Raw genomic sequence first — 19,639 nt, forward strand, 5'->3', positions numbered from 1 at the left:
CTCGGGGAAGGGCGCTGGTCAGTCGGTGTGGTAGACCGGCAGGTCGGCCTCGGCGGTGCCCCAGGCCCGGTCGGGCTGGGCACCGACGTCGATACGGACGGTGCCGCCGCGGGTCATCACCGACTCGGGCAGCCAGGACCGGGTGAGGGGCTTGCCGTCGAGGGTGACCGCCCGGACGTAGATGTTCTCGGCGCTCGCCTGCGGTGACTCGATGACGATGTCGACGCCGTTGCCGCGGTGGATGGTGACGCGCTCGAAGACCGGGCTGGAGAGGAGCATCTCGGCGCGGGTGGGGTCCTGCGGGTAGATGCCCATCGTCGAGAAGACGTACCACGCCGACATCGTGCCGAGGTCGTCGTTGCCGGGCAGACCCCGCGGTCCCGTGCCGTAGGCGAGCGAGGCCATCGCGCGGACCGTCTCCTGGGTCTTCCAGGGTGCGCCGAGGGCGTTGTACATCCAGGGCACGTGGATGCCGGGCTCGTTGGTCGGGTCGTAGCGCAACGCGTCGCCGCCGGTGTACTGCCAGGAGCCGTCGGCCTTGTGGAAGAACGAGTCCAGCCGCTGGATCGCCCGCTCGCGCCCGCCGACGGCCACGGCCAGCCGGGCCACGTCGTGCGGCACCATCCAGGTGTACGTCGCGCTGCTCCCTTGCGCGAATCCGGTCTGGGTCGACGGGCTGAAGCCGGCGACCCAGCTCCCGTCGGCGTTGCGGGCCTGCTGGTAGCCGGCCGTCCCGGTGGCGGGGTCGGTGGCGGCCGGGTTGAAGGTGTGCTGCCACCAGCCGGCCCGGTCCATCAGCGCATCCGTCTCGGCCGAGGGGGCGCCGAGCCGGCGGCCCCAGTCGGCGAGCGAGTAGTCGGCGACGGAGTCCTCGAGGGTCTCCGCGGCACCGCCCCAGCAGCGGCAGGTGTCCTGGGGCGCATACCCCTTGGCGAGGTAGTCGGCCAGGTTCGGCCGCTGGCCGATGCACTGCCCGGGGCAGCCGTAGCTGGAGAGCCCGTCGGGGTGCGGTACCGTCGCCTGACGGACGAGCGACCGATAGGCGCCGGCGGCGTCGAAGTTGCGGACGCCCAGGGCGTAGAACCCGGCCAGAGTCGGGGCAGAAGGGTCGCCGGTCATCACGTGCGTCCAGCCGCTCAGGTGGATCCAGCGGTCCCAGACTCCGCCGTGCTGGCGGGAGTAGGCGTGCAGCGAGCGGGCGAAGTCGCCGGCCACGCGCGGCTCCAGGAGGGCGAGCAGCTGGGTGTGGGCGCGGTACTGGTCCCACCCGGAGAAGTTGCCGTACTGCGCCTGCTGGCCTCGCTCGATCCGGTGCACCTCCTGGTCGCTGCCCCAGTAGGTGCCGGCCACGTCCGAGATGACGTTGGGCTGCAGGTAGGAGTGGTAGAGCCCGGTGTAGAACGCGGTCCGCTCCGCCGAGGTGCCGCCGGCGACCTCGATCGAGGAGAGCGCCCGGCGCCACTCCGCGCGAGCGTCCGAGGCGACCGTCGAGACGGTGTCGCGCCGGCCGATCTCGGCGGCGAGATTGGCCTCTGCGGCCGACTGGCTGGTGTAGGAGATCCCGATCCGCATCCGCACACTCTGGTCGCGGCTGGGGTCGAAGGAGACGTAGCCGCCCGAGCCCTGCCCCTGGCGGGCCGCGCCGGTCTCGTAGCCCTCACCACCCCGCGCCTCGGTCGAGCCCGGCTGGAGCTCGCCGTTGACCCAGGTGCCGTGGCCGGAGAAGGCGCGGTCGAACTGCGCGGTGAAGTAGAGGCGGTAGTAGGAGCGCTTGTTGCTCCCGCCGCCGTTGCCGCGCCGGCCGCAGAACGCGCCGGTGAGCACCGAGCCGCTCACCGTCCGCCGCGCCTCGTCGATCCGCGTCACCGCGGTCTCGCTGCCGTTGAGGGAGTTGGAGGTCCGGAAGAGCAGGTTCGCGGGCTTGTCGGCCGGGAAGGTCAGATCGCTGACCGCCGCCCGGGTCGTCACCGCGGTGTCGACCTCGGCCCCGTTGGCCAGTCCCAGCCGGTAGCGCCCCGGCTCGGCCAGCTCGTCGGCGTGGCTGAAGTCCGAGGCGTACGTCGCATCGGTCACGTCCGCGGTCGGCGACCCGGTCATCGCACCGGTGTGCGGGAAGATCGGCACGTCGCCGGCGGCGCCCGGGTGACAGCCGGCCCCGTTGACGTGGGTCAGCGAGAAGCCGCGCAGCCGGGTGGTGTCGTAGGAGTAGCCGTTCGACGCGGCGGTGTTGGTCTGGTCGCCCGCCGTGGAGGTCGGGCTGAAGGAGAGCATCCCGAAGGGACGTACCGCTCCGGGGTAGGTGTTGCCGCCGTTCGCCGAGCCGATCAGCGGGTCGACGAGCGCGACCGGGTCACCGACCGGGGGTGCGGCGGCCTGAGCCGCGGTGAGCGAGGTGAGCGCGCTGCCGAGGAGCGCGAGGGACAGGGCACAAGTCGCGAGAACCCGCATGGCGGAGGACGATTCCAGAAGAAGGCCCTCCGCCGTGCGGGTTCGGGTGAGAAGCAGTTGAACTCAGGCGGTCCACTCGGGGTAGTCGGTGTAGCCGGCCTCGCCGCCGCCGTAGAAGGTCGCCAGGTCGGGCTCGTTGAGTGGCAGGCTCTGCTCCAGGCGTCGGGGCAGGTCCGGGTTGGCGATGAAGGTGCGTCCGAACGCGGCGGCGTCGATCAGCTCGGCCTCGAGCAGGCGCGCGGCCTTCTCCGAGGTGTAGGCGCCGGCGGCCACGATCGGACCGGGGTGCGCGGCGCGCAGCTGCTTGCGGTAGTCGTCGGTCAGCTCCGGGCCACCGGCCCAGTCGGGCTCGGACAGGTGCAGGAAGGCGATGTCGCGCTTGCCGATCTCCTCGGCCAGGTAGAGGCCCATCTCGGCGCCCTCGGGGTCCTCGAGGCCGTTGAACGAGCCGATCGGGGAGATCCGGATGGCGACGTGCTCGGCGTCCCACTCGGCGATGACCGCGTCGAGCACCTCGAGGGTGAGCCGGGCGCGGTTGGCCAGGGAGCCGCCGTAGGAGTCGGTGCGCTCGTTGCTGCTCGCGCTGGCGAACTGGTGGAGCAGGTAGCCGTGGGCGGCGTGGATCTCGACCAGGTCGAAGCCGGCCTCGCGGGCGTTGCGGGTGGCGCGACGGTAGTCGTCGATCACGTCCGCGATCTCGGCGGTCTCCAGGGCACGGGGCGTGGGGCAGTTGACCCGGGTCGGGGTGCCGTCCTCGCCGCGTACGGTCGTGCGGTTGCGGTAGGGGAGCGCGGAGGCGCTGACCGGGAGGTCGCCGTCGTGGAAGGACTCGTGGGAGACCCGGCCGGTGTGCCACAGCTGCGCCGCGATCCGGCCGCCCGCCTCGTGGACGGTGTCGGTGACGTGACGCCAGCCCTCGACCTGCTCGGCCGAGTAGATGCCGGGGGTGTCCATGTAGCCCTTGCCCTGCGGCGAGATTTGGGTCCCCTCGGAGACGATGAGGCCTGCCGAGGCGCGCTGGCGGTAGTAGTCGGCCATCAGCGGGTTGGGTACGTCGCCCGGGCGGCTGGCGCGCATTCGGGTCAGCGGCGCCATCAGGACGCGGTTGGGGAGGGTCGTCGAACCCAGGCTCAGCGGCGAGAACAGTGAGGTCATGTGGCGCTGAACTGAGCGCTCGCTCATATTGTTCCCGACTCCGGTGCCGGAGCGACCGAGCCTGCGATCACCAGCGCCCCCATCACGCCCGCCTTGTCGCCGAGCTCGCTCGGGACGACGTCGAGCGCGGCGGCGGTGTCGGGCTGGGTGAAACGGTCGATGGAGTCCTTGATCCCGAGGACGAAGGACTCCGAGTGGCGCATCGTGTCGCCCACCACGATCAGGGCCGGGTTGAGGTGGTTGCAGAGGTCGGCCAGCACCCGGCCGACGGCGCGGCCGGCGTCGTCGAGGATCCGGTTGACCCGGATGTCGCCCTCCTGGGCGAGCTCGAGCAGCCGCTCGACGCTGAGCGTCTCGTCGTAGGCCGGCTGCAACAGCTCGACCAGCCGGGAGCCGCCGAACGCCTTCTCCAGGCAGCCGCGGTTGCCGCACCGGCAGATCGGGCCGTTGTCCTCGAAACGTACGTGGCCGATCTCGCCGGCGATCCCGGTGATGCCCCGGTAGAGCTTGCCGGCGAGCACCAGCCCGGCGCCGATGCCGCTCGAGGCCTTGACGTAGATGACGTCGTCGACGTCGCGCGCCGCGCCGTACTCGATCTCGGCGAGGGCACCGAGGTTGGCGTCGTTCTCGATCTGGACGGGCAGCCCGATGCGCCGGGCGAGCTCCTCGCCCGGGGCGAGGTCCATCCAGTTGCCGAGGATGGGGGAGACCACGATGCCGCTGTGCGGGTCGACGGGGCCCGGGATCCCCATGCCCACGCCGAGGACCCGGTCGTTCCTCGGGTCGACACCCGCCTGGGCCAGGCAGTCGCGCACGAGCGCCGCCGCGCGGTCGATGGTCTCGACCGCGGAGTTGTCCACGTCGAGACGGATCTCCTGCTCGACCAGCGGATTCGTGGCGAGGTCGGCGACCGCGACCCGGACGTGACGATGGCCGATGTCGACCCCGATGAGCGTGCCGGGAGCGCCGCTGACGGTGAGGAGCGAGGGCGGGCGGCCGCCACCACGGGCCAGGCCCGCGCCGGTGGTCTCCACGATCTGCTCGGAGGCGAGCAGCTCCTGGACGATGCTCGACACCGTGCTGCGGGAGAGCCCGGTGCGCCGGGCGAGCTCGGCGCGGCTGACCGGCGCCGACCGTCCCAGGAGGTCCAGAACCTGGGATCGATTGGTGGCGCGCAACCGCGACTCCGGAGTGGTCATGCCGTGACTGTAGGGGATTATGTCGATTTGCGACAGATCTCAGGTTGAAAACGTCCTGCGTTATGCGTTGACTCGACAGAATGGAGAGGCGTACGTTGTCCCGGCACGCGACCGCGAGTAACCCAGATCACACCGACGTGGCGGTCGCGCAACCGGAGGACAAAGATGAACGCAACGCGTAAGGCCCTGGCCGCCGGCCTGGCCGCCCTGAGCCTGCTGGCGGTCTCCGCTTGCGGGAGCGACAGCGAGAGCGGCAGCACCGATGAGGTGGAGGTCTTCACCTGGTGGGCCGAGGGTAGTGAGAAGGCCGGGCTCGACGCCCTGGTCAAGGTGTTCGACGAGCAGAACCCCGACCTGAAGTTCGTCAACGGGGCCGTCGCCGGTGGCGCCGGTAGCGACGCGAAGAACGTGCTTCAGTCCCGCCTGCAGAACGGTGAGCCCCCGGCCACCTTCCAGGCGCACGCGGGTGCTGAGCTGACCGACTACATCAACGCCGGCCAGATCGAGGACCTCACCGACCTCTACGAGGAGAAGGGCTGGAACGAGCAGTTCCCCGAGGGCCTCCTCGAGCGGCTCACCCAGGACGGCGGCATCTACTCCGTCCCCTCGAACATCCACCGCGCCAACGTGATGTGGGCCAACCCGGCAGTCCTGGAGAAGGCCGGCATCGAGGCCAACAAGACCTACGACTCGCTCGACGCCTGGATCGCCGACCTGAAGAAGATCAAGGCCAAGGGCATCATCCCGCTCTCGATCGCGACCGACTGGACCCAGGTCCACCTGCTCGAGACCGTGCTCCTCGCCGATCTGGGCGCCGAGGCGTACAACGGGCTCTGGGACGGCACGACCGACTGGGGCGGCAGCGAGGTCGAGGCCGCTCTCGAGGACTACAGCACGCTCCTCTCGCTGACCAACACCGACCGCCAGGGTCTCGACTGGCCGGACGCGACCCAGCTGGTCATCGACGGCCAGGCCGCGTACAACGTGATGGGTGACTGGGCTGAGGCGGCCTTCCAGGAGCAGAAGAAGACGCTCAACACCGACTACACCGCGGTCCCGGTCCCGGGCACCGACGGCGTCTTCGACTTCCTCGCGGACTCGTTCACGATGCCCGTCGACGGCCCGAACGCCGCCGGCACCGAGGCCTGGCTCGAGACCATCGCCAGCGACGAGGGCCAGGTCGCCTTCAACAAGGCGAAGGGCTCGATCCCGGCCAGCACCACGGCCGACACCGCCGACTTCGGTGAGTACCAGCAGACCGCGATCAAGTCGTGGAGCGAGGACGAGATCGTCTCCTCGCTCGCCCACGGTGCCGCGACCTCGGTCAACTGGCTGACCGACGTCACCGCCGCGGTCGCGAAGTTCGGCAGCAACAACGACGTCGCCGAGCTCCAGGAGGGCCTCGTCGAGGCCGCCGAGGACAACAAGCCCGAGTAAGCGATTCATCATCTGGGCCGAGGGACTGCGGCTGCCCCCATGGGTCGCAGCCCCTCGGCCGCCCTTTGTGAAAGGACGGACACATGTCCTCCACGGTGCCCAGCGCCGTCAGGCGACCCAGACGGGCAAGGGGCCGCATCGGCGGCCACGGGTGGGTCGCCCCGGTACTCCTGATCCTGCCGACCGTCATCGTCATCGGCGTCTTCGTCTACGGCCTCATCGGGTCCAACATCCACACCTCCCTGCAGGACCGCCACAACATCGGTCCGTCCCAGGGCTTCGCGGGTCTGGAGAACTACCGCGACCTGTTCACCGACGACGACTTCATCTACTCCCTGCGCAACCTGCTGCTCTACACCGCGACGTTCCTCGTCGGCACCCTGTGCCTGGGGTTCCTGTGGGCGTGGCTGCTCGAGCGCAAGGCCCGCGGCGAGTCGCTGTTCCGGGCCATCTACCTGTTCCCGATGGCGGTCTCGTTCGTCGCCTCCGGTGTGGTGTGGCGCTGGCTGCTCAACAACGCCGAGGGCGACCGTGCCTCCGGCCTGAACCGGCTCTTCGGGACCCTCCACCTCGACTTCCTGCAGAACCCGTGGTGGACCAACGAGCGGTGGGGCATCCTGGCGATCGCCGTCCCCGCCATCTGGCAGCTGAGCGGCTACGTGATGGCGCTCTTCCTGGCCGGCTTCCGCGGGATCCCCGAGGAGCTGCGCGAGGCGGCCCGGATGGACGGCGCCTCGGAGTGGCAGCTCTACCGCCACGTCATCTTCCCGCAGCTGAGCCCGGTCGCCCTCTCCGCGATCATCATCATCGGCCACATGTCGCTGAAGGTCTTCGACCTGATCATGGCGATCGCGGGCCAGACGAACTACACGACCCAGGTGCCCGCCACCCAGATGTGGATCGAGTTCACCCGTGGCGACTACGCCAAGTCGGCCGCCATCGGGACGATCCTCCTCGTCATCGTGGCCATCCTGATCGTTCCCTACCTCGTCTCCACCTACCGTCAGGAGCGTCGCCGATGACCACCGATGCCATCCCGGCAGCCGTCGCGAGCAGGATCCCGGGCGAGCGCTCGCGCGGAATCTGGCGCACCGTCAAGTATGTCCTGCTGATCGTCTTCGCCCTGGTCATCCTGCTCCCGGCGTACGTCCTGTTCGTGACCAGCTTCAAGGGGCTCGGCGACGCGACGCCCGCCAACGCCTGGAAGCTTCCCGAGTCCTGGGAGACGGCCGGCTGGTCGCGTGCCTGGGAGCAGCTCGGGCCGGCGCTGGGGCGCACCTTCGCGATGGTCATCCCGGCCTCGATCATCTCCTCGGTGCTCGGGTCGATGAACGGGTTCGTGCTCTCCAAGTGGCGCTTCCCGGGCGCCGACGTGGTGTTCACGCTGATCCTGTTCGGGATGTTCATCCCCTACCAGGCGGTGATGGTGCCGCTGGTCCAGCTGATGGGCAACCTCGGTGTCCCGAACGGCGTGCCGAGCCTGATCGTGCTGCACGTGGTCTACGGCCTGCCGATCACCACGCTGATCTTCCGCAACTACTACGCCGCTGTCCCGGTCGAGCTCGTCGAGGCCGCTCGGGTCGACGGCGCCGGCATGCTCCGGACGTACGCCTCGATCATCCTGCCGATCTCGGCGCCGGCGTTCGTGGTGGTGCTGATGTGGCAGTTCACCTCCGCCTGGAACGACTACCTGTTCGCGCTGTTCTTCTCGACCTCGCGCAACGGGCCGGTCACGATCGCGCTCAACTTCCTGGCGAGCGGTCAGCTGCAGGACTACTCCGCCAGCATGGCGGGTGCACTGATCGCGTCCGTCCCGACGCTGATCATCTACATCCTGCTCGGCCGCTACTTCGTCGGTGGCCTGATGGCAGGCTCGGTCAAGGGATGATCGACCGATGATCGATCCGGATGGCGAGTGCCGCCGGCTGGCCGGGTTCGCCCGGGCGTCGGCGGCCTCGCCCGCCGGGTTCTGGTGGCTGGACGAGTCCGGCCGCCCGGACCCGGCCGAGCCGGTGCACACCTGGATCACCGCCCGGATGACCCATGTCTTCGCGCTCGCTCACCTGCGAGGGGATCTCCCGGGCGACACGGCGGTCGAGCTCGCCGAGCACGGCGTCCGCGCGCTGAACGGCGCGCTGTGCGACGCCGAGTTCGGCGGCTGGTTCGCCTCGGTGTCGGGGGAGGGAGAGCCGGTCGGCACCCTCAAGGAGGCCTACGCCCATGCCTTCGTCGTCCTGGCCGCGAGCAGCGGTGTCGCGGCCGGGGTGCCGGGCGCGGACGCGCTGCTCGACGAGGCGCTGGGCGTGATGCAGCAGCACTTCCTCGACGACTCCGGCCGGGTGGTCGACAGCCTCGAGCGCGACCTGCGTACGGGGGAGGCCTACCGTGGGGCCAACTCGAGCATGCACACCGTCGAGGCGTTCCTGGCCGCGGGCGACGTCACCGGCGACACCGCCTGGCACCGGCGCGCGCTGGCGATCGCCGAGCACCTGATCCACGGCGTCGCCCGCGCGCACGGCTACGACCTGCCCGAGCACTTCGACCTGAACTGGTCGCCCCTGCTCGACTACAACGCGGACCGTCCCGGCGACCCGTTCCGCCCCTTCGGCTGCACCCCGGGACATCTGCTGGAGTGGTCGCGGCTGCTGCTGCACCTCGAGGCGACCGTGCCGGACGCGCCGGCGTGGCTGGTCGAGGACGCCCGGGCGCTCTTCGAGCGCGCGGTCGAGGTCGGCTGGTCCGCCGACGGCGAGACCGGCTTCGTCTACACCACCTCGTGGGACGGCACCCCGGTCACCCGGCTGCGGCTGCACTGGGTGGCCGCGGAGGCGCTGGCCGCGGCCGGCGCGCTGCACACCCGCACCGGCGAGGCCGTCTATGCGCAGTGGGGTGAGCGGTTCGAGACCTACATCGAGACCCACCTCGTCGACCGCGAGCTCGGCAGCTGGCACCACGAGCTGGACGAGCACAACCGTCCCTCGCACGTGATCTGGCACGGCAAGCCCGACGTCTACCACGCCTACCAGGCCCTGCTGCTCGCCCGGATGCCGCTGGCCCCGGTGCTGTCGGTGCAGCTGCGCGACGAGGCTCAGGCCGCCTGGAACGAGCGCCGCGAGAGCCCGAGGCCGTAGCCGTCCAGGGTCGTGGTGACCGGGGCCGTCGGGTCCGTGGCCGCGCCCAGGGTGACGAAGAGTGGGGTGAAGTGCTCGACGGTCGGGTGGGCGTACGGCATCCCGGGGGCGGCGGTGCGGAACCGGGCCAGCTCGGCGACGTCGCCGCGGTCCAGGGCCTCGGCGGCCCAGGAGTCGAAGTCGGAGGACCAGCCGGCGGGCTTGTTCTCGGTCATCATCTCGCGGGTGATGAACGGGAGCCCGTGGGTCATGTGGCCCGAGCCGACCACGAGCACGCCCTCCTCGCGCAGCGGCCGCAGGCGCTCGCCGAGGGCGAGCAGCCTGTCCGGGTCCTCGGTGGGCAGCGAGAGCTGCACGACCGGGATGTCGGCGGCCGGGTACATGATCTTCAGCGGCACCCAGGCGCCGTGGTCCAGGCCGCGACGGGTGTGCTGATGGGCGGTCTCGGTGTCGGGCATCAGCGCCGCGGTGGTGCGAGCGAGCTCGCTCGCGTCCGGGGTGTCGTAGCGCACCGAGTGGTAGATCGGGTCGAAGCCGCCGAAGTCGTAGACCAGCTCGTCGGGGCGGGTCGCGCTGATCGAGAGCGGCGCCGACTCCCAGTGCGCGGAGATCACCAGGATCGCCTTCGGTCGCGGCAGCGAGCGGGCCCAGGCGTGCAGCGGGTCGAGCCACTCGGGACTCTGCAGCGGCAGCGGGCCGCCGCCGTGGGACAGATAGAGGCTCGGCAGCGGCCCGTCCGCCGGCGTCCAGACACGATGCGGGTCGGCCGCCTCGCGAGCCTCGACCGCGCGCAGGTGCTGGGCGAACGGATGCGTCTCGGGGAGGCGGGCGTCCGCGGCGGCGGTCGTGCTCTCGGGTGCGGTGGTCATGGCGGTCTCCTGCGGCTCAGGCCAATAGTTGTTGCTTGAACTAACTCTAGGCGACCGGTGTTTGTTCCGTGCAACTTTCTACGGCAAACTCCGTGGGCGTGGAGGGCAACTGGCTGTCGCCGGCGGAGCGGGCGGCATGGGTGCGCCTGATCGCCGTGCTCGAGCTGCTCCCGGGCGCTCTCGACTCCCAGCTGCGTCGCGACGCCGGGATGACCCACTTCGACTACGGGGTGCTGGCCATGCTCTCCGAGGCGCCCGAGCAGACCCTGCGGATGACCGAGCTGGCGGGCTACACCAACGCGACGCTGCCGCGGCTCTCCAACGTCGTCAAGCGCCTGGCCGACCGTGGCCTCATCGAGCGACTCACCTGTCCGGGCGACCGTCGGGCGACCAACGTACGTCTCACCGAGGTCGGCCACCAGAAGATGGTCGCCTCGGCTCCCGGTCACGTCGACGCGGTGCGGGAGTACGTCTTCGACGCGCTGAGTCCCGAGCAGGTCGACCAGCTCTCCGAGATCGCCGGGAACATGCTCGAGCGACTCGATCCGACCGGCGCGAAGAGGCCGCCGCTCGACCCCGAGGCGGGGTGAGGCTCGGTTCCCGGGATGGTGTCCGACGGTGAAATCGGTTTAGGTTACCCTAACCTTGGTTGGCGGCTCGGCGCCGACCGACGACCTGAGCCAAACTGAAGGAACTGCCGTGAACCGTCGCCTCCGCATGGCCCCACTCGCGGCCGCCGCAGCCGCCGCCACCCTTGCTCTCGCCGCGTGCGGTGCCTCCACCGACGCCTCCGAGGGGGAGGACACCGGATCCGGCTTCGTGCACGAGGACGCCCGCGGCAAGACGATCGAGGTCGAGGGCACCCCGAAGACCGTGGTCGCCCAGGCGAGCGCCGCCGCGGCGCTGTGGGACAACGGCTACCGGGTCGCCGGCGTCTACGGCGACCTGCCCGAGCCGCCGAACTACCTGACCGGCGACCTCGACGTCTCCGAGACGAAGGTCCTGGGCAAGGCCTTCGGCGAGTTCAACGTGGAGGAGTACGCCGCGATGAACCCCGACCTGCTGATCGACATGACCTTCGACGGCAAGACCCTCTGGTACGCCGGCGAGGTCGAGAAGCAGGTCGACAAGCTCGCTCCGACGCTCGCCATGCAGCTCACCGGGCTCTCGGTGACCGAGCAGATCGAGGCGTTCCACGAGCTGGCCGAGGATCTCGGCGCCGATCCGGAGATCGACGAGGCCAAGGCGGAGTTCGAGGACGCCGTCGCCCGGATCGAGGCGGCGGTGAAGAAGAACCCCGACCTCACCGTCCTCGCGGTGTCGAGCTACGGCGAGGAGATCTACTTCGCCAACGCGCCCGAGCACCCCGACCTCGCCTACCTCGCCGAGCTCGGTGTGAAGTTCCCCGAGGTGACCCCTGACGAGCAGGGCATCTTCGAGCCGGTCAGCCTGGAGAACATCAGCAAGTACCACGCCGACGTGCTCCTGGTCGATGCTCGCGACACCGGCGGCCTCGACGAGCTGAAGACGAAGGACATCTTCAAGCGCCTGCCCGCCGTCGCCGCCGGCCAGCAGGATCTCTGGTACCCCGCCGCGCCCTACAGCTACCAGGCCTACGCCGAGGTCCTCAGCGGCTACGCCGACCAGCTCGAGGCCGCCCAGGTCCTCGAGCAGGGCTGACGGGCACGTCGTGCGTCTCAGTGACCTCGCCTCGGGCGAGGCCGTCTCGGCGCGCGCGGATCACACCAGGGTGCAGGTCCCGCGCGGGCCGGCGCCGCTCGGGCTCCGTGCGGCAGCGGCGATCGTCGACCTGGCTCTGGTGGCGCTGCCGCTGGCCGTCGGCGCGCTGGTCGTCCACTCGCTGCGCGACGCCAACGGCGGCGGCACGGTGGACCGCGTGGTCTTCGGCGGCTTCGCACTCGCCGTCGCCGCGGCCGTCCTCGTCTGGAACCGCGGCCTCGCCCAAGGTCGACGCGGAGCCTCGACGGGCATGGCCTGGCTCGGGCTGATCGCCCGAGGCCACGACGGCCGGCCCCTCGGCGTACGCCGCAGCCTGCTGTTCGCGCCGCGACAGGTCGTGCGCCGGGTGACCGCCATGGACGAGGGCTTCGCTGCCATCGAGGTCGATCTCCCTCCGGCGAAGCTGCGGCTGCGCCGGGTCACCGGCCTGCTCGCGCTGCTGGTCCTCCTCGTCGTCCTGCTCCTGGCGAGCGTGGCCGTCGGTTCGCGGCCGCTGAGCTTCGGCGAGATCTGGCACGGCCTGATCCCGCCCTACGACACGATCCCGACCGAGGCCGACCTGATCGTCCGCGACCTGCGTACGCCTCGAACCCTCCTCGGCCTCGTCACCGGCATCGCGCTCGGGCTCGCCGGCGGGCTCATCCAGGGGCACACCCGCAACCCGCTCGCCGACCCGGGCATCCTCGGCGTCAGCGCCGGTGCCGCCTGTGCCGTCGTCCTGGCGATCACGTTCCTCGGCGTGACGAGCGCGGTCGGCTACATCTGGTTCGCGCTCGCCGGTGCGCTGATCACCAGCCTCGTGGTCTTCGGGCTCTCCGCGGCCGGTGGCGGCAGCCCCTCACCGGTCTCGCTCGTCCTCGGCGGTGCGGCGGTGGCCGCCTTCCTCTCGGCCGTCACCTCGGCCGTGGTGCTGCTCGACCAGACGACGCTCGACGCGTACCGCTTCTGGATCGTCGGTTCCGTCGCCGGCCGGGGACTCGAGATCCTGCTGCCGCTGCTGCCCTTCTTCGCCCTCGGCTTCGTGCTCGCCCTGGTCAACGCGCCCGGCCTGAACGTCCTCAGCCTCGGCGAGGAGGTCGCCCGCTCCCTCGGCACGAGCGTCGCACTCAACCGGATCGTCGGTGTCGCCGCGATCACCCTGCTCGCCGGCGCGGCCACCGCGGCCTGCGGCCCGATCGCCTTCATCGGCCTCGCCGTACCCCACATCGCCCGCGCCTTCACCGGCCCGGACTACCGGTGGCTGCTGCCGTGCTCGGCGCTGGTCGGCGCCATCATGCTCATCACCTGCGACATCCTCGGCCGCGTCGCCGCGCGACCCGGCGAGCTGCAGGTCGGCATCGTGCTGGCGCTGGTGGGCTCGCCCTTCTTCATCGCTCTCGTACGCCGCCGGAAGCTGGTGACCCTGTGACGACGACACTCGTGCCCGGGCGCCCGCGCTTCGGGCGTGGCCCGCTGACGCTGGTCTGGCGGCCGCGCCTGGTCGCGGTCGACCTGGGCCTGCTGGCGCTGGTCTTCCTGCTGGTGTGCCTCAACGTCGGCCAGGGGGACTACCCGATCAGCCTGCCCGACGCGGCCGCGGTGATCCTCGGCGGTGGGACCGACGCCGAGCACTTCATCGTCTGGGACCTGCGCCTGCCACGCTCCGTGGTCGGCCTCCTGGTCGGTGCCGGCTTCGGCATGTCCGGGGCGATCTGGCAGTCGATCACCCGCAACCCGCTCGCCAGTCCCGACCTGCTCGGTATCACCGCGGGCGCCAGCGCCGGCGCGGTCGCCGTGATCGTCCTCGGTGGCACCGCCTTCCTGGGCGGCACCATCGGGGTGCCGGCGGCGGCGATGGCGGGCGGCCTGCTCACCGGGATGGTGATCTACCTGCTCGCCTGGCGGCGGGGGATCGAGGGCTTCCGGCTCGTGCTGATCGGGGTGGCGGTCAACGGCATCCTCCTGGCGCTGACCAACTGGATGCTCGTCGTCGGCGAGATCTGGGACGCCCAGGAGGCGACGGTCTGGCTCAACGGGTCGCTCAACGGCCGGGGCTGGAGCGATGCGCTTCCCGCCGCGATCGCTCTCGGCGCCATCGGCGCGGTCGCCCTGGCCTCGACCTTCCAGCTCTCCGCGCTCAAGCTGGGCGACGACACCGCTCGTGCGCTCGGGGTGCGGGTGCAGCTGAGCCAGTCCGTGCTGCTGATCGCCTCGGTCCTGCTGGCCGCCATGTGCGTCACCGCGGCGGGCCCGATCGGGTTCATCGCCTTCGTCGCGCCCCAGGTCGCGCTCCGCGTCGCCCGCACCGCCGGGCCGCCGCTGCTCGCCTCGGCGCTCACCGGCGCCGCTCTCGTCGTCGGCAGTGACTACGTCGCGCGCGTGCTGCTGCCCGTCGAGCTCCCGGTCGGGATCGTCACCACCGCCATCGGAGGCCCCTTCCTGATGTATCTGATCATCCGCACCAACCGGAGGCTGTCGCGATGAGCGATCACCAGATCACGGCCGAGGACCTGGTGCTCGCCTATGGCGACCGGGTCGTCGCCGACGGTCTCACCACCGAGATCCCCTCGGGCAAGGTCACCACGATCATCGGCCCCAACGGCTGCGGCAAGTCGACCTTCCTGCGCGCGGTCGCGCGGCTGCTCAGGCCCAGGTCCGGGCAGGTGCTGCTCGACGGCAAGGCGATCACCTCGATGCGTACGCGTGAGGTGGCGAAGGTGCTCGGCATGCTGCCGCAGTCGCCGACCGCCCCCGAGGGCCTGACCGTCGCCGACCTCGTGGCCAAGGGCCGTCACCCGCACCAGTCGTGGCTGCGGCAGTGGTCCAGCGACGACGAGACCGAGGTGGAGGCGGCGCTGCGGCTGACCGGGATGCACGAGCTCGCGGCGCGCCCCGTGGACGAGCTCTCCGGTGGTCAGCGCCAGCGGGCGTGGATCTCGATGGCGCTGGCGCAGGAGACCGACATCCTGCTGCTCGACGAGCCCACGACGTACCTCGATCTGGCCCACCAGGTCGAGGTGCTCGATCTCGTCGACAAGCTCCACGCCGACCTGGACCGCACCGTCGTGATGGTCCTCCACGACCTCAACCTCGCGGTCCGCTACAGCGACCACCTGATCGTCATGCGCGAGGGGCGCATCGTCACCTCCGGTCCGCCGGAGGAGCTCATCACCGCCGAGCTGCTCCGTGACGTCTTCGGGCTCGACAGCCAGGTGCTCGCCGACCCGGTCTCGGGTCGCCCGATGATCGTGCCGATCGGCGTACGCCGCTCGGCGCCCACCGTCCAGCACTGAAGCTCCAGCGCTGAACGGCCCCCGGCGTCCGGGGGAACTCCACCATGAAAGGAAACATCGTGCGCAAGCACCTGTCCGGCGTCGCCGCCATGCTCGCCGCCGCCCTCGTCCTCACCGCCTGTGGCGGCAGCTCCTCGGACTCGGAGGCCACCGCCGAGACCCGCGAGGTCGAGCACGCCAAGGGTGTGGCCGACGTCCCCGTCGCTCCGAAGCGGGTCGTGGTCCTGGACACCGGCGAGCTCGACGACGCCCTCGCACTCGGTGTGAAGCCGGTCGGTGCCGTACGCGTCGACGTGGCCACCGACTTCCTCAGCTACCTCGGCGACCAGACCGAGGGGATCGAGGAGGTGGGCACCATCTCCGAGCCCAACCTGGAGAAGATCGCGGGGCTCGACCCCGACCTCATCCTGTCCAGCACCGTACGTCACGAGGCGATCTACGAGCAGCTGAACGCGATCGCCCCGACCGTGCTCGCCCCCGACCTCGGCGACACCTGGAAGGACAACTTCCTGCTCTACGCCGACGCGCTCAACAAGACCGCCGAGGCGAAGAAGATGCTCGCCGACTTCGAGAGCGACGCGGCCGCCCTCGGCGAGACCGTCGGCACCGGCAAGACCCTCTCGATCGTCCGGTTCCTCCCCGGCCAGATCCGGCTCTACTCCGACAAGTCGTTCAGCGGCGTCATCCTCGACGACATGGGCCTGACCGTCCCCGAGCAGGCTGTCGGCGAGGACACCTACCTGGAGATCTCACCCGAGCAGGTCACGACCGCCGACGCGGACCACGTCTACGTCAGCACCTACGGCCCCGAGGGTGACACCGACAAGGCCAAGGTGCTGGGCGGGCCGCTGTGGCAGCGCATCCCCGCGGTCGAGGCAGGTCAGGTCCACGACATCAACGACGACCTGCTCAGCGGCATCGGCATCCAGGCCGCCCAGCAGATCCTCGCCCAGTTCGAGAAGGAGCTCAGCTGAGGTGTAGTCCTCAGCCGTCCTCGTGCGGCCGGTGCAGCGACACCTCGCCGTTGAGCTCGAGCGCGATCACGGTGCACAGCGGGTCGAGGTCGTCGTCGGTGGTGAAGACGTACTCCCAGCCGGGGACCTCGTGGAGCCCGCCGATGCGCTGGTGCTCGAGCTCGGTGCCGGTCCCGAGGACGTAGGCCTTCAGGACCTGGTTGCGCAGGCCACGGACCACGACGTAGTCGTTGGGCCGGTCCAGGACGTAGAGGAACAGGGTCCGGCCGTCGTCGGAGACGGCGGTCGGACCGTAGAAATGGCCGTGCGGGAGACCGCGGCGGATGCCGCGGACCGCGGGGGAGTGGCGGGCGACCCAGTCGCCGAGCGCCTCGAGACGCTCGGTCTGCTCGGGCGTGATCGTGCCGTCCTCGCGCGGGCCGACGTCGAGGAGCAGGTTGCCACCACCGCCGATCGTCTCCACGAAGGTGCGCACGATCTGGCGCGGTGACTTGTGGTTGTCGTCCTGCGGCTGCCAGCCCCAGGAGTCGTTGATCGTCAGGCACAGCTCCCACGGACCCTCCGGCGGCTCCACCGGAACACCCTGTTCCGGTGTCACGTAGTCGCCGTGGCCCAGCATCCGGCCGTTGACGACCATCTCCGGCGCGAGCTCGCGCAGCTCCGCCCGCAGCTCACGCATCCGCCACTGCCGCTCGTCGCGCTCCCACTCGCCGTCGAACCAGAGCAGGTCCGGTGCGAAGCGGGTCACCAGCTCGCGGATCTGGGCGCGGTGGAACTCGAGGTAGCGCTCCCAGCGCTCGGGCTCCTCCTCGCCCGGGCGCGGGACCGCGTAGGGATTGTCTTGGACCGAGGGGTGCTGCACGGCCGGGCGCACGGTCGCGTAGTCCGGGTGCGTCCAGTCGAGGTGGGAGAAGTAGATGCCGACCTTGAGCCCCCGGCGGCGTACGGCCTCGACGAACTCGGCGACGAGGTCGCGCCCGGCGGGAGCGCGACGGACCACGGAGAGGTCGTTGGCGGCGGTGTCGTAGAGGGCGACGCCGTCGTGGTGCTTGGCGGTGAGCACGGCGTAGGTCGCCCCGGCCCGCTCGAAGAGCTCCGCCCAGGCGTCGGCGTCGAACTCGGCGGCGGTGAAGCGGTCGATCTGGGCCATGTAGTCGGCGTAGGGGACCCGGCCGTCGTAGAACGACCAGGACTCGGCGACGCCGTCGACGCTGTAGATGCCCCAGTGGACGAAGATCCCCAGCTGCGCCTCGGGGAACCAGGAGGCGATCGGCACGTCCCTCACCCCACGTGTCCCGCGACGGCGGCGCGGGTGTGCTCGAGGGCGCGCTCGCGCAGCGTGGTGCCGCCGCCGGTGACGATGCCGATGCTGAAGCCGTCCCACATCGCCCGCAGCCGCTCGGAGACGGCCTCGCGGTCGGGCACCTGCGGGAGCGCGGCGGCGAAGAGCCGGACCAGGTCGGCGTGCCACTCGTCGTCCATCGCGCGCTGCGCCGCGGCGAGCTCGGCGTCGTACGGCGCCCGTGCCCACAGCTCGAGCCAGAGGAGCCAACGCGGGTCGCGCTCGTCGAGGGCGAGGTAGACGTCGACGAAGGACAGCAGCGCCTCGATCCCTCCTGAGCGGTCCTTCTCGACCTTCTCCAGGATCGGGGCCCGCTGGGCGGCGTACTCGTTCTCGCTCCAGCGCAGGGTCTCCAGGAGCAGGCCGTTGCGGGTGCCGAAGTAGTACAGGAGATGCCCGCCGCTGGTGCCGAGCCGGGCTGCGAGCGAGGCCATCGTCACCTTGGCGAGCCCCTCCTCGGCCACCATCTCGAGGGTGGTCGCGAGCACCTGCTCGCGCGGTCGTTCCAGGCGTCTGTTGGAGCGTGTGCGCGTCACCTCGACAGTGTCTCCTTGTGCTCGCGGGGTGAAATCTTCGGTCCCACCCCTTGACTCTAGCGGTGATGTGGGTCACTTTGAATGCCGTTCAAAGTTTTGTACGGCGTTCAAAACTCGCTGTACCCTCATCCCCAAGGAGAACCGCGATGATCGAATCCATGAAGGTGAGCCCGGAAGAGGTGGCGCCGACGCACGAGCGGCGCCGGCTCGCACGGGTGCTCGGACCCGGTGCGGCGGTTCTGCTGGTGCTCTCGTGCATCACGCCCGCCTCGAGCCTCTTCATCATCGTCCCGGAGCTGTTCGCGACCCAGGGGAGCGGCGCGGTGCTGGCCGTCGTGGCCGGCTTCGCGGTCTCGGTCGCCATCGCCGCTTGCTACGCCGAGCTCGGTACCCGTACGGCCAGCTCCGGCGGTGAGTACGCGATGGTCACCCAGACGCTCGGCAAGTCGATGGGCTGGCTGACGTTCTCCCTGGCGGGCGTACTGCTCTGGCTCATCCCGCCGATCTTCGCCCTCGGCACCGCCGACTACCTGGCCGACCTGGTGGAGCTGCCGCGAGCGGCGACCGGCGCGATCGTGATGCTCCTCTCGACCGCCACCGCGATCCTCAACATCAAGGCCAACGCGGTCGTCACCGGCACCTTCCTCGCACTCGAGATCGTCGCCGCCGTCGTCGTCACCGTGCTCGGCCTCGGCCACGTCCAGCGCGGACCCGGCGAGCTGGTGACCCCGCACGTCATCGGCGAGAACGGCCTGGAGCCCTTCACCCTGGCGATCCTCGTCTCCGGCCTCGCCGTCAGCACGTTCCTGGTCAGCGGCTTCGGCACCACCGTCTACCTCTCCGAGGAGATCGTCGACCCGCGTCGCAACGTCGCCCGCGTGGTCTTCTGGACCCTCGGCCTGGGCGGCCTGGTCATCCTCGTCCCGACCGTGACCACGGTCCTGGCGGTCGACGACCTGAGCGACCTCGCCTCCGGCAACTTCTCCCAGTGGGTCGCCGCCTGGGGCGGTGAGCGCGTCGCCGTCGCGGTCAACGTCGCCATCGCGATCGCGATCCTCAACGCCGTCATCGTGATGGTGCTGCAGAACGCCCGGGTCGTCTACGCTTCCGCGCGCGACCGCTCCTGGCCTTCGCCGGTCAACGCGGTGCTCACCAAGCTGCACCCCCGCTACGCCACCCCGTGGCTGGCCACCCTCGTCATCGGCATCCCCGGAGCGATCCTCGCCGGCGCCGTCGAGATCGAGGCGCTCCTCGGGGTGACCTCGGTGGTCATCTCCACGATGTACGTCGTCGTCGCGATCGCCGCACTCCGTGCCCGCCGGCAGGGCCCGGCCGCCGAAGGCTGGCGGATGCCGCTGTGGCCGCTGCCGCCGCTGGTCGTGATCGGCGCGATCGGCTACGCGCTGGCCGGCTCCGCGCGGACCGACATCCTGATCACGGTGGCCATCGTGGTCGCCGCCCTCGCCTACTACTACGTCTACCTCGCCCGCCGGCCGGGCGAGCGGTTCCTGGTCGTCGACCCGACCGAGGACTGAG

17 protein-coding genes are annotated in these 19,639 nt (G+C 70.7%); 11 read left to right on the forward strand and 6 right to left on the reverse strand.

Annotation, left to right across the window (positions count from 1 at the left end; all coding sequences use genetic code 11):
* Positions 1-18 precede the first annotated feature (18 nt).
* The 3 genes from OG984_RS01205 to OG984_RS01215 form a co-directional block, all read right to left on the reverse strand.
* A complete protein-coding gene (locus OG984_RS01205) occupies positions 19-2,448 on the reverse strand; it encodes a GH92 family glycosyl hydrolase (protein WP_328529857.1) in 2,430 nt (809 codons plus the stop codon).
* A gap of 63 nt (positions 2,449-2,511) precedes the next feature.
* The gene (nemA, locus tag OG984_RS01210) at positions 2,512-3,630 is read right to left on the reverse strand and encodes an N-ethylmaleimide reductase (RefSeq protein ID WP_328529858.1); all 1,119 of its coding nucleotides are present in this window, start codon (positions 3,628-3,630) and stop codon (positions 2,512-2,514) included.
* Complete coding sequence (locus OG984_RS01215; RefSeq protein WP_328529859.1) at positions 3,627-4,802, reverse strand: ROK family transcriptional regulator; 1,176 nt, start codon at positions 4,800-4,802, stop codon at positions 3,627-3,629. Before OG984_RS01215 ends, nemA begins: the two co-directional genes overlap by 4 nt.
* Before the next feature lie 165 nt (positions 4,803-4,967).
* On the opposite strand from OG984_RS01215, the gene OG984_RS01220 reads away from it, so the two are divergent.
* The 4 genes from OG984_RS01220 to OG984_RS01235 all read left to right on the forward strand — a co-directional run bounded on the left by OG984_RS01220 (position 4,968) and on the right by OG984_RS01235 (position 9,370).
* Positions 4,968-6,239: an ABC transporter substrate-binding protein gene (locus tag OG984_RS01220; protein WP_328529860.1), complete on the forward strand. Its 1,272-nt coding sequence runs from the start codon at positions 4,968-4,970 to the stop codon at positions 6,237-6,239.
* Between the two features lie 83 nt (positions 6,240-6,322).
* Positions 6,323-7,261: a carbohydrate ABC transporter permease gene (locus OG984_RS01225; RefSeq protein WP_328529861.1), complete on the forward strand. Its 939-nt coding sequence runs from the start codon at positions 6,323-6,325 to the stop codon at positions 7,259-7,261.
* Positions 7,258-8,127 carry a carbohydrate ABC transporter permease gene (locus tag OG984_RS01230; protein ID WP_328529862.1) on the forward strand — a complete coding sequence of 290 codons (870 nt, stop codon included), beginning with the start codon at positions 7,258-7,260 and terminating at the stop codon, positions 8,125-8,127. Before OG984_RS01225 ends, OG984_RS01230 begins: the two co-directional genes overlap by 4 nt.
* Before the next feature lie 7 nt (positions 8,128-8,134).
* Complete coding sequence (locus OG984_RS01235; protein WP_328529863.1) at positions 8,135-9,370, forward strand: AGE family epimerase/isomerase; 1,236 nt, start codon at positions 8,135-8,137, stop codon at positions 9,368-9,370.
* On the opposite strand, the gene OG984_RS01240 is transcribed toward OG984_RS01235, so the two are convergent.
* Positions 9,328-10,239, reverse strand: coding sequence for a dioxygenase family protein (locus tag OG984_RS01240; RefSeq protein WP_328529864.1), 912 nt, complete (start codon positions 10,237-10,239; stop codon positions 9,328-9,330). The two genes, OG984_RS01235 and OG984_RS01240, sit on opposite strands and share 43 nt — an antisense overlap.
* Before the next feature lie 98 nt (positions 10,240-10,337).
* Here OG984_RS01240 and OG984_RS01245 point away from each other — a divergent pair, with 98 nt between their 5' ends.
* The 6 genes from OG984_RS01245 to OG984_RS01270 all read left to right on the forward strand — a co-directional run bounded on the left by OG984_RS01245 (position 10,338) and on the right by OG984_RS01270 (position 16,225).
* A complete protein-coding gene (locus OG984_RS01245) occupies positions 10,338-10,829 on the forward strand; it encodes a MarR family winged helix-turn-helix transcriptional regulator (protein WP_328529865.1) in 492 nt (163 codons plus the stop codon).
* A 109-nt stretch (positions 10,830-10,938) separates the two neighbouring features.
* Positions 10,939-11,919 (forward strand): ABC transporter substrate-binding protein, encoded by a 981-nt coding sequence (locus OG984_RS01250; RefSeq protein WP_328529866.1) that lies wholly within the window; start codon positions 10,939-10,941, stop codon positions 11,917-11,919.
* Between the two features lie 10 nt (positions 11,920-11,929).
* Positions 11,930-13,387, forward strand: coding sequence for a FecCD family ABC transporter permease (locus OG984_RS01255; RefSeq protein ID WP_328529867.1), 1,458 nt, complete (start codon positions 11,930-11,932; stop codon positions 13,385-13,387).
* Complete coding sequence (locus OG984_RS01260; protein WP_328529868.1) at positions 13,384-14,442, forward strand: FecCD family ABC transporter permease; 1,059 nt, start codon at positions 13,384-13,386, stop codon at positions 14,440-14,442. The genes OG984_RS01255 and OG984_RS01260 overlap by 4 nt, the downstream gene beginning before the upstream one ends.
* Complete coding sequence (locus tag OG984_RS01265) at positions 14,439-15,251, forward strand: ABC transporter ATP-binding protein (protein WP_328529869.1); 813 nt, start codon at positions 14,439-14,441, stop codon at positions 15,249-15,251. Before OG984_RS01260 ends, OG984_RS01265 begins: the two co-directional genes overlap by 4 nt.
* Positions 15,252-15,310: 59 nt before the next feature.
* Positions 15,311-16,225, forward strand: a complete 915-nt coding sequence (locus OG984_RS01270; protein WP_328529870.1) for an ABC transporter substrate-binding protein — start codon at positions 15,311-15,313, stop codon at positions 16,223-16,225.
* Between the two features lie 10 nt (positions 16,226-16,235).
* Here the strand turns inward: OG984_RS01270 and OG984_RS01275 are convergent, their stop codons facing one another.
* Entirely contained in the window at positions 16,236-17,501 is a 1,266-nt protein-coding gene (locus OG984_RS01275; protein WP_328529871.1) for an alpha-L-fucosidase, read from the reverse strand.
* Positions 17,502-17,506: 5 nt separating this feature from the next.
* Positions 17,507-18,103, reverse strand: coding sequence for a TetR/AcrR family transcriptional regulator (locus OG984_RS01280; RefSeq protein WP_328529872.1), 597 nt, complete (start codon positions 18,101-18,103; stop codon positions 17,507-17,509).
* A 146-nt stretch (positions 18,104-18,249) separates the two neighbouring features.
* On the opposite strand from OG984_RS01280, the gene OG984_RS01285 reads away from it, so the two are divergent.
* Positions 18,250-19,638 carry an APC family permease gene (locus OG984_RS01285; protein ID WP_328529873.1) on the forward strand — a complete coding sequence of 463 codons (1,389 nt, stop codon included), beginning with the start codon at positions 18,250-18,252 and terminating at the stop codon, positions 19,636-19,638.
* Position 19,639 lies beyond the last annotated feature (1 nt).

It is taken from the genome of Nocardioides sp. NBC_00368, assembly GCF_036090055.1.
Lineage (GTDB): Bacteria > Actinomycetota > Actinomycetes > Propionibacteriales > Nocardioidaceae > Nocardioides.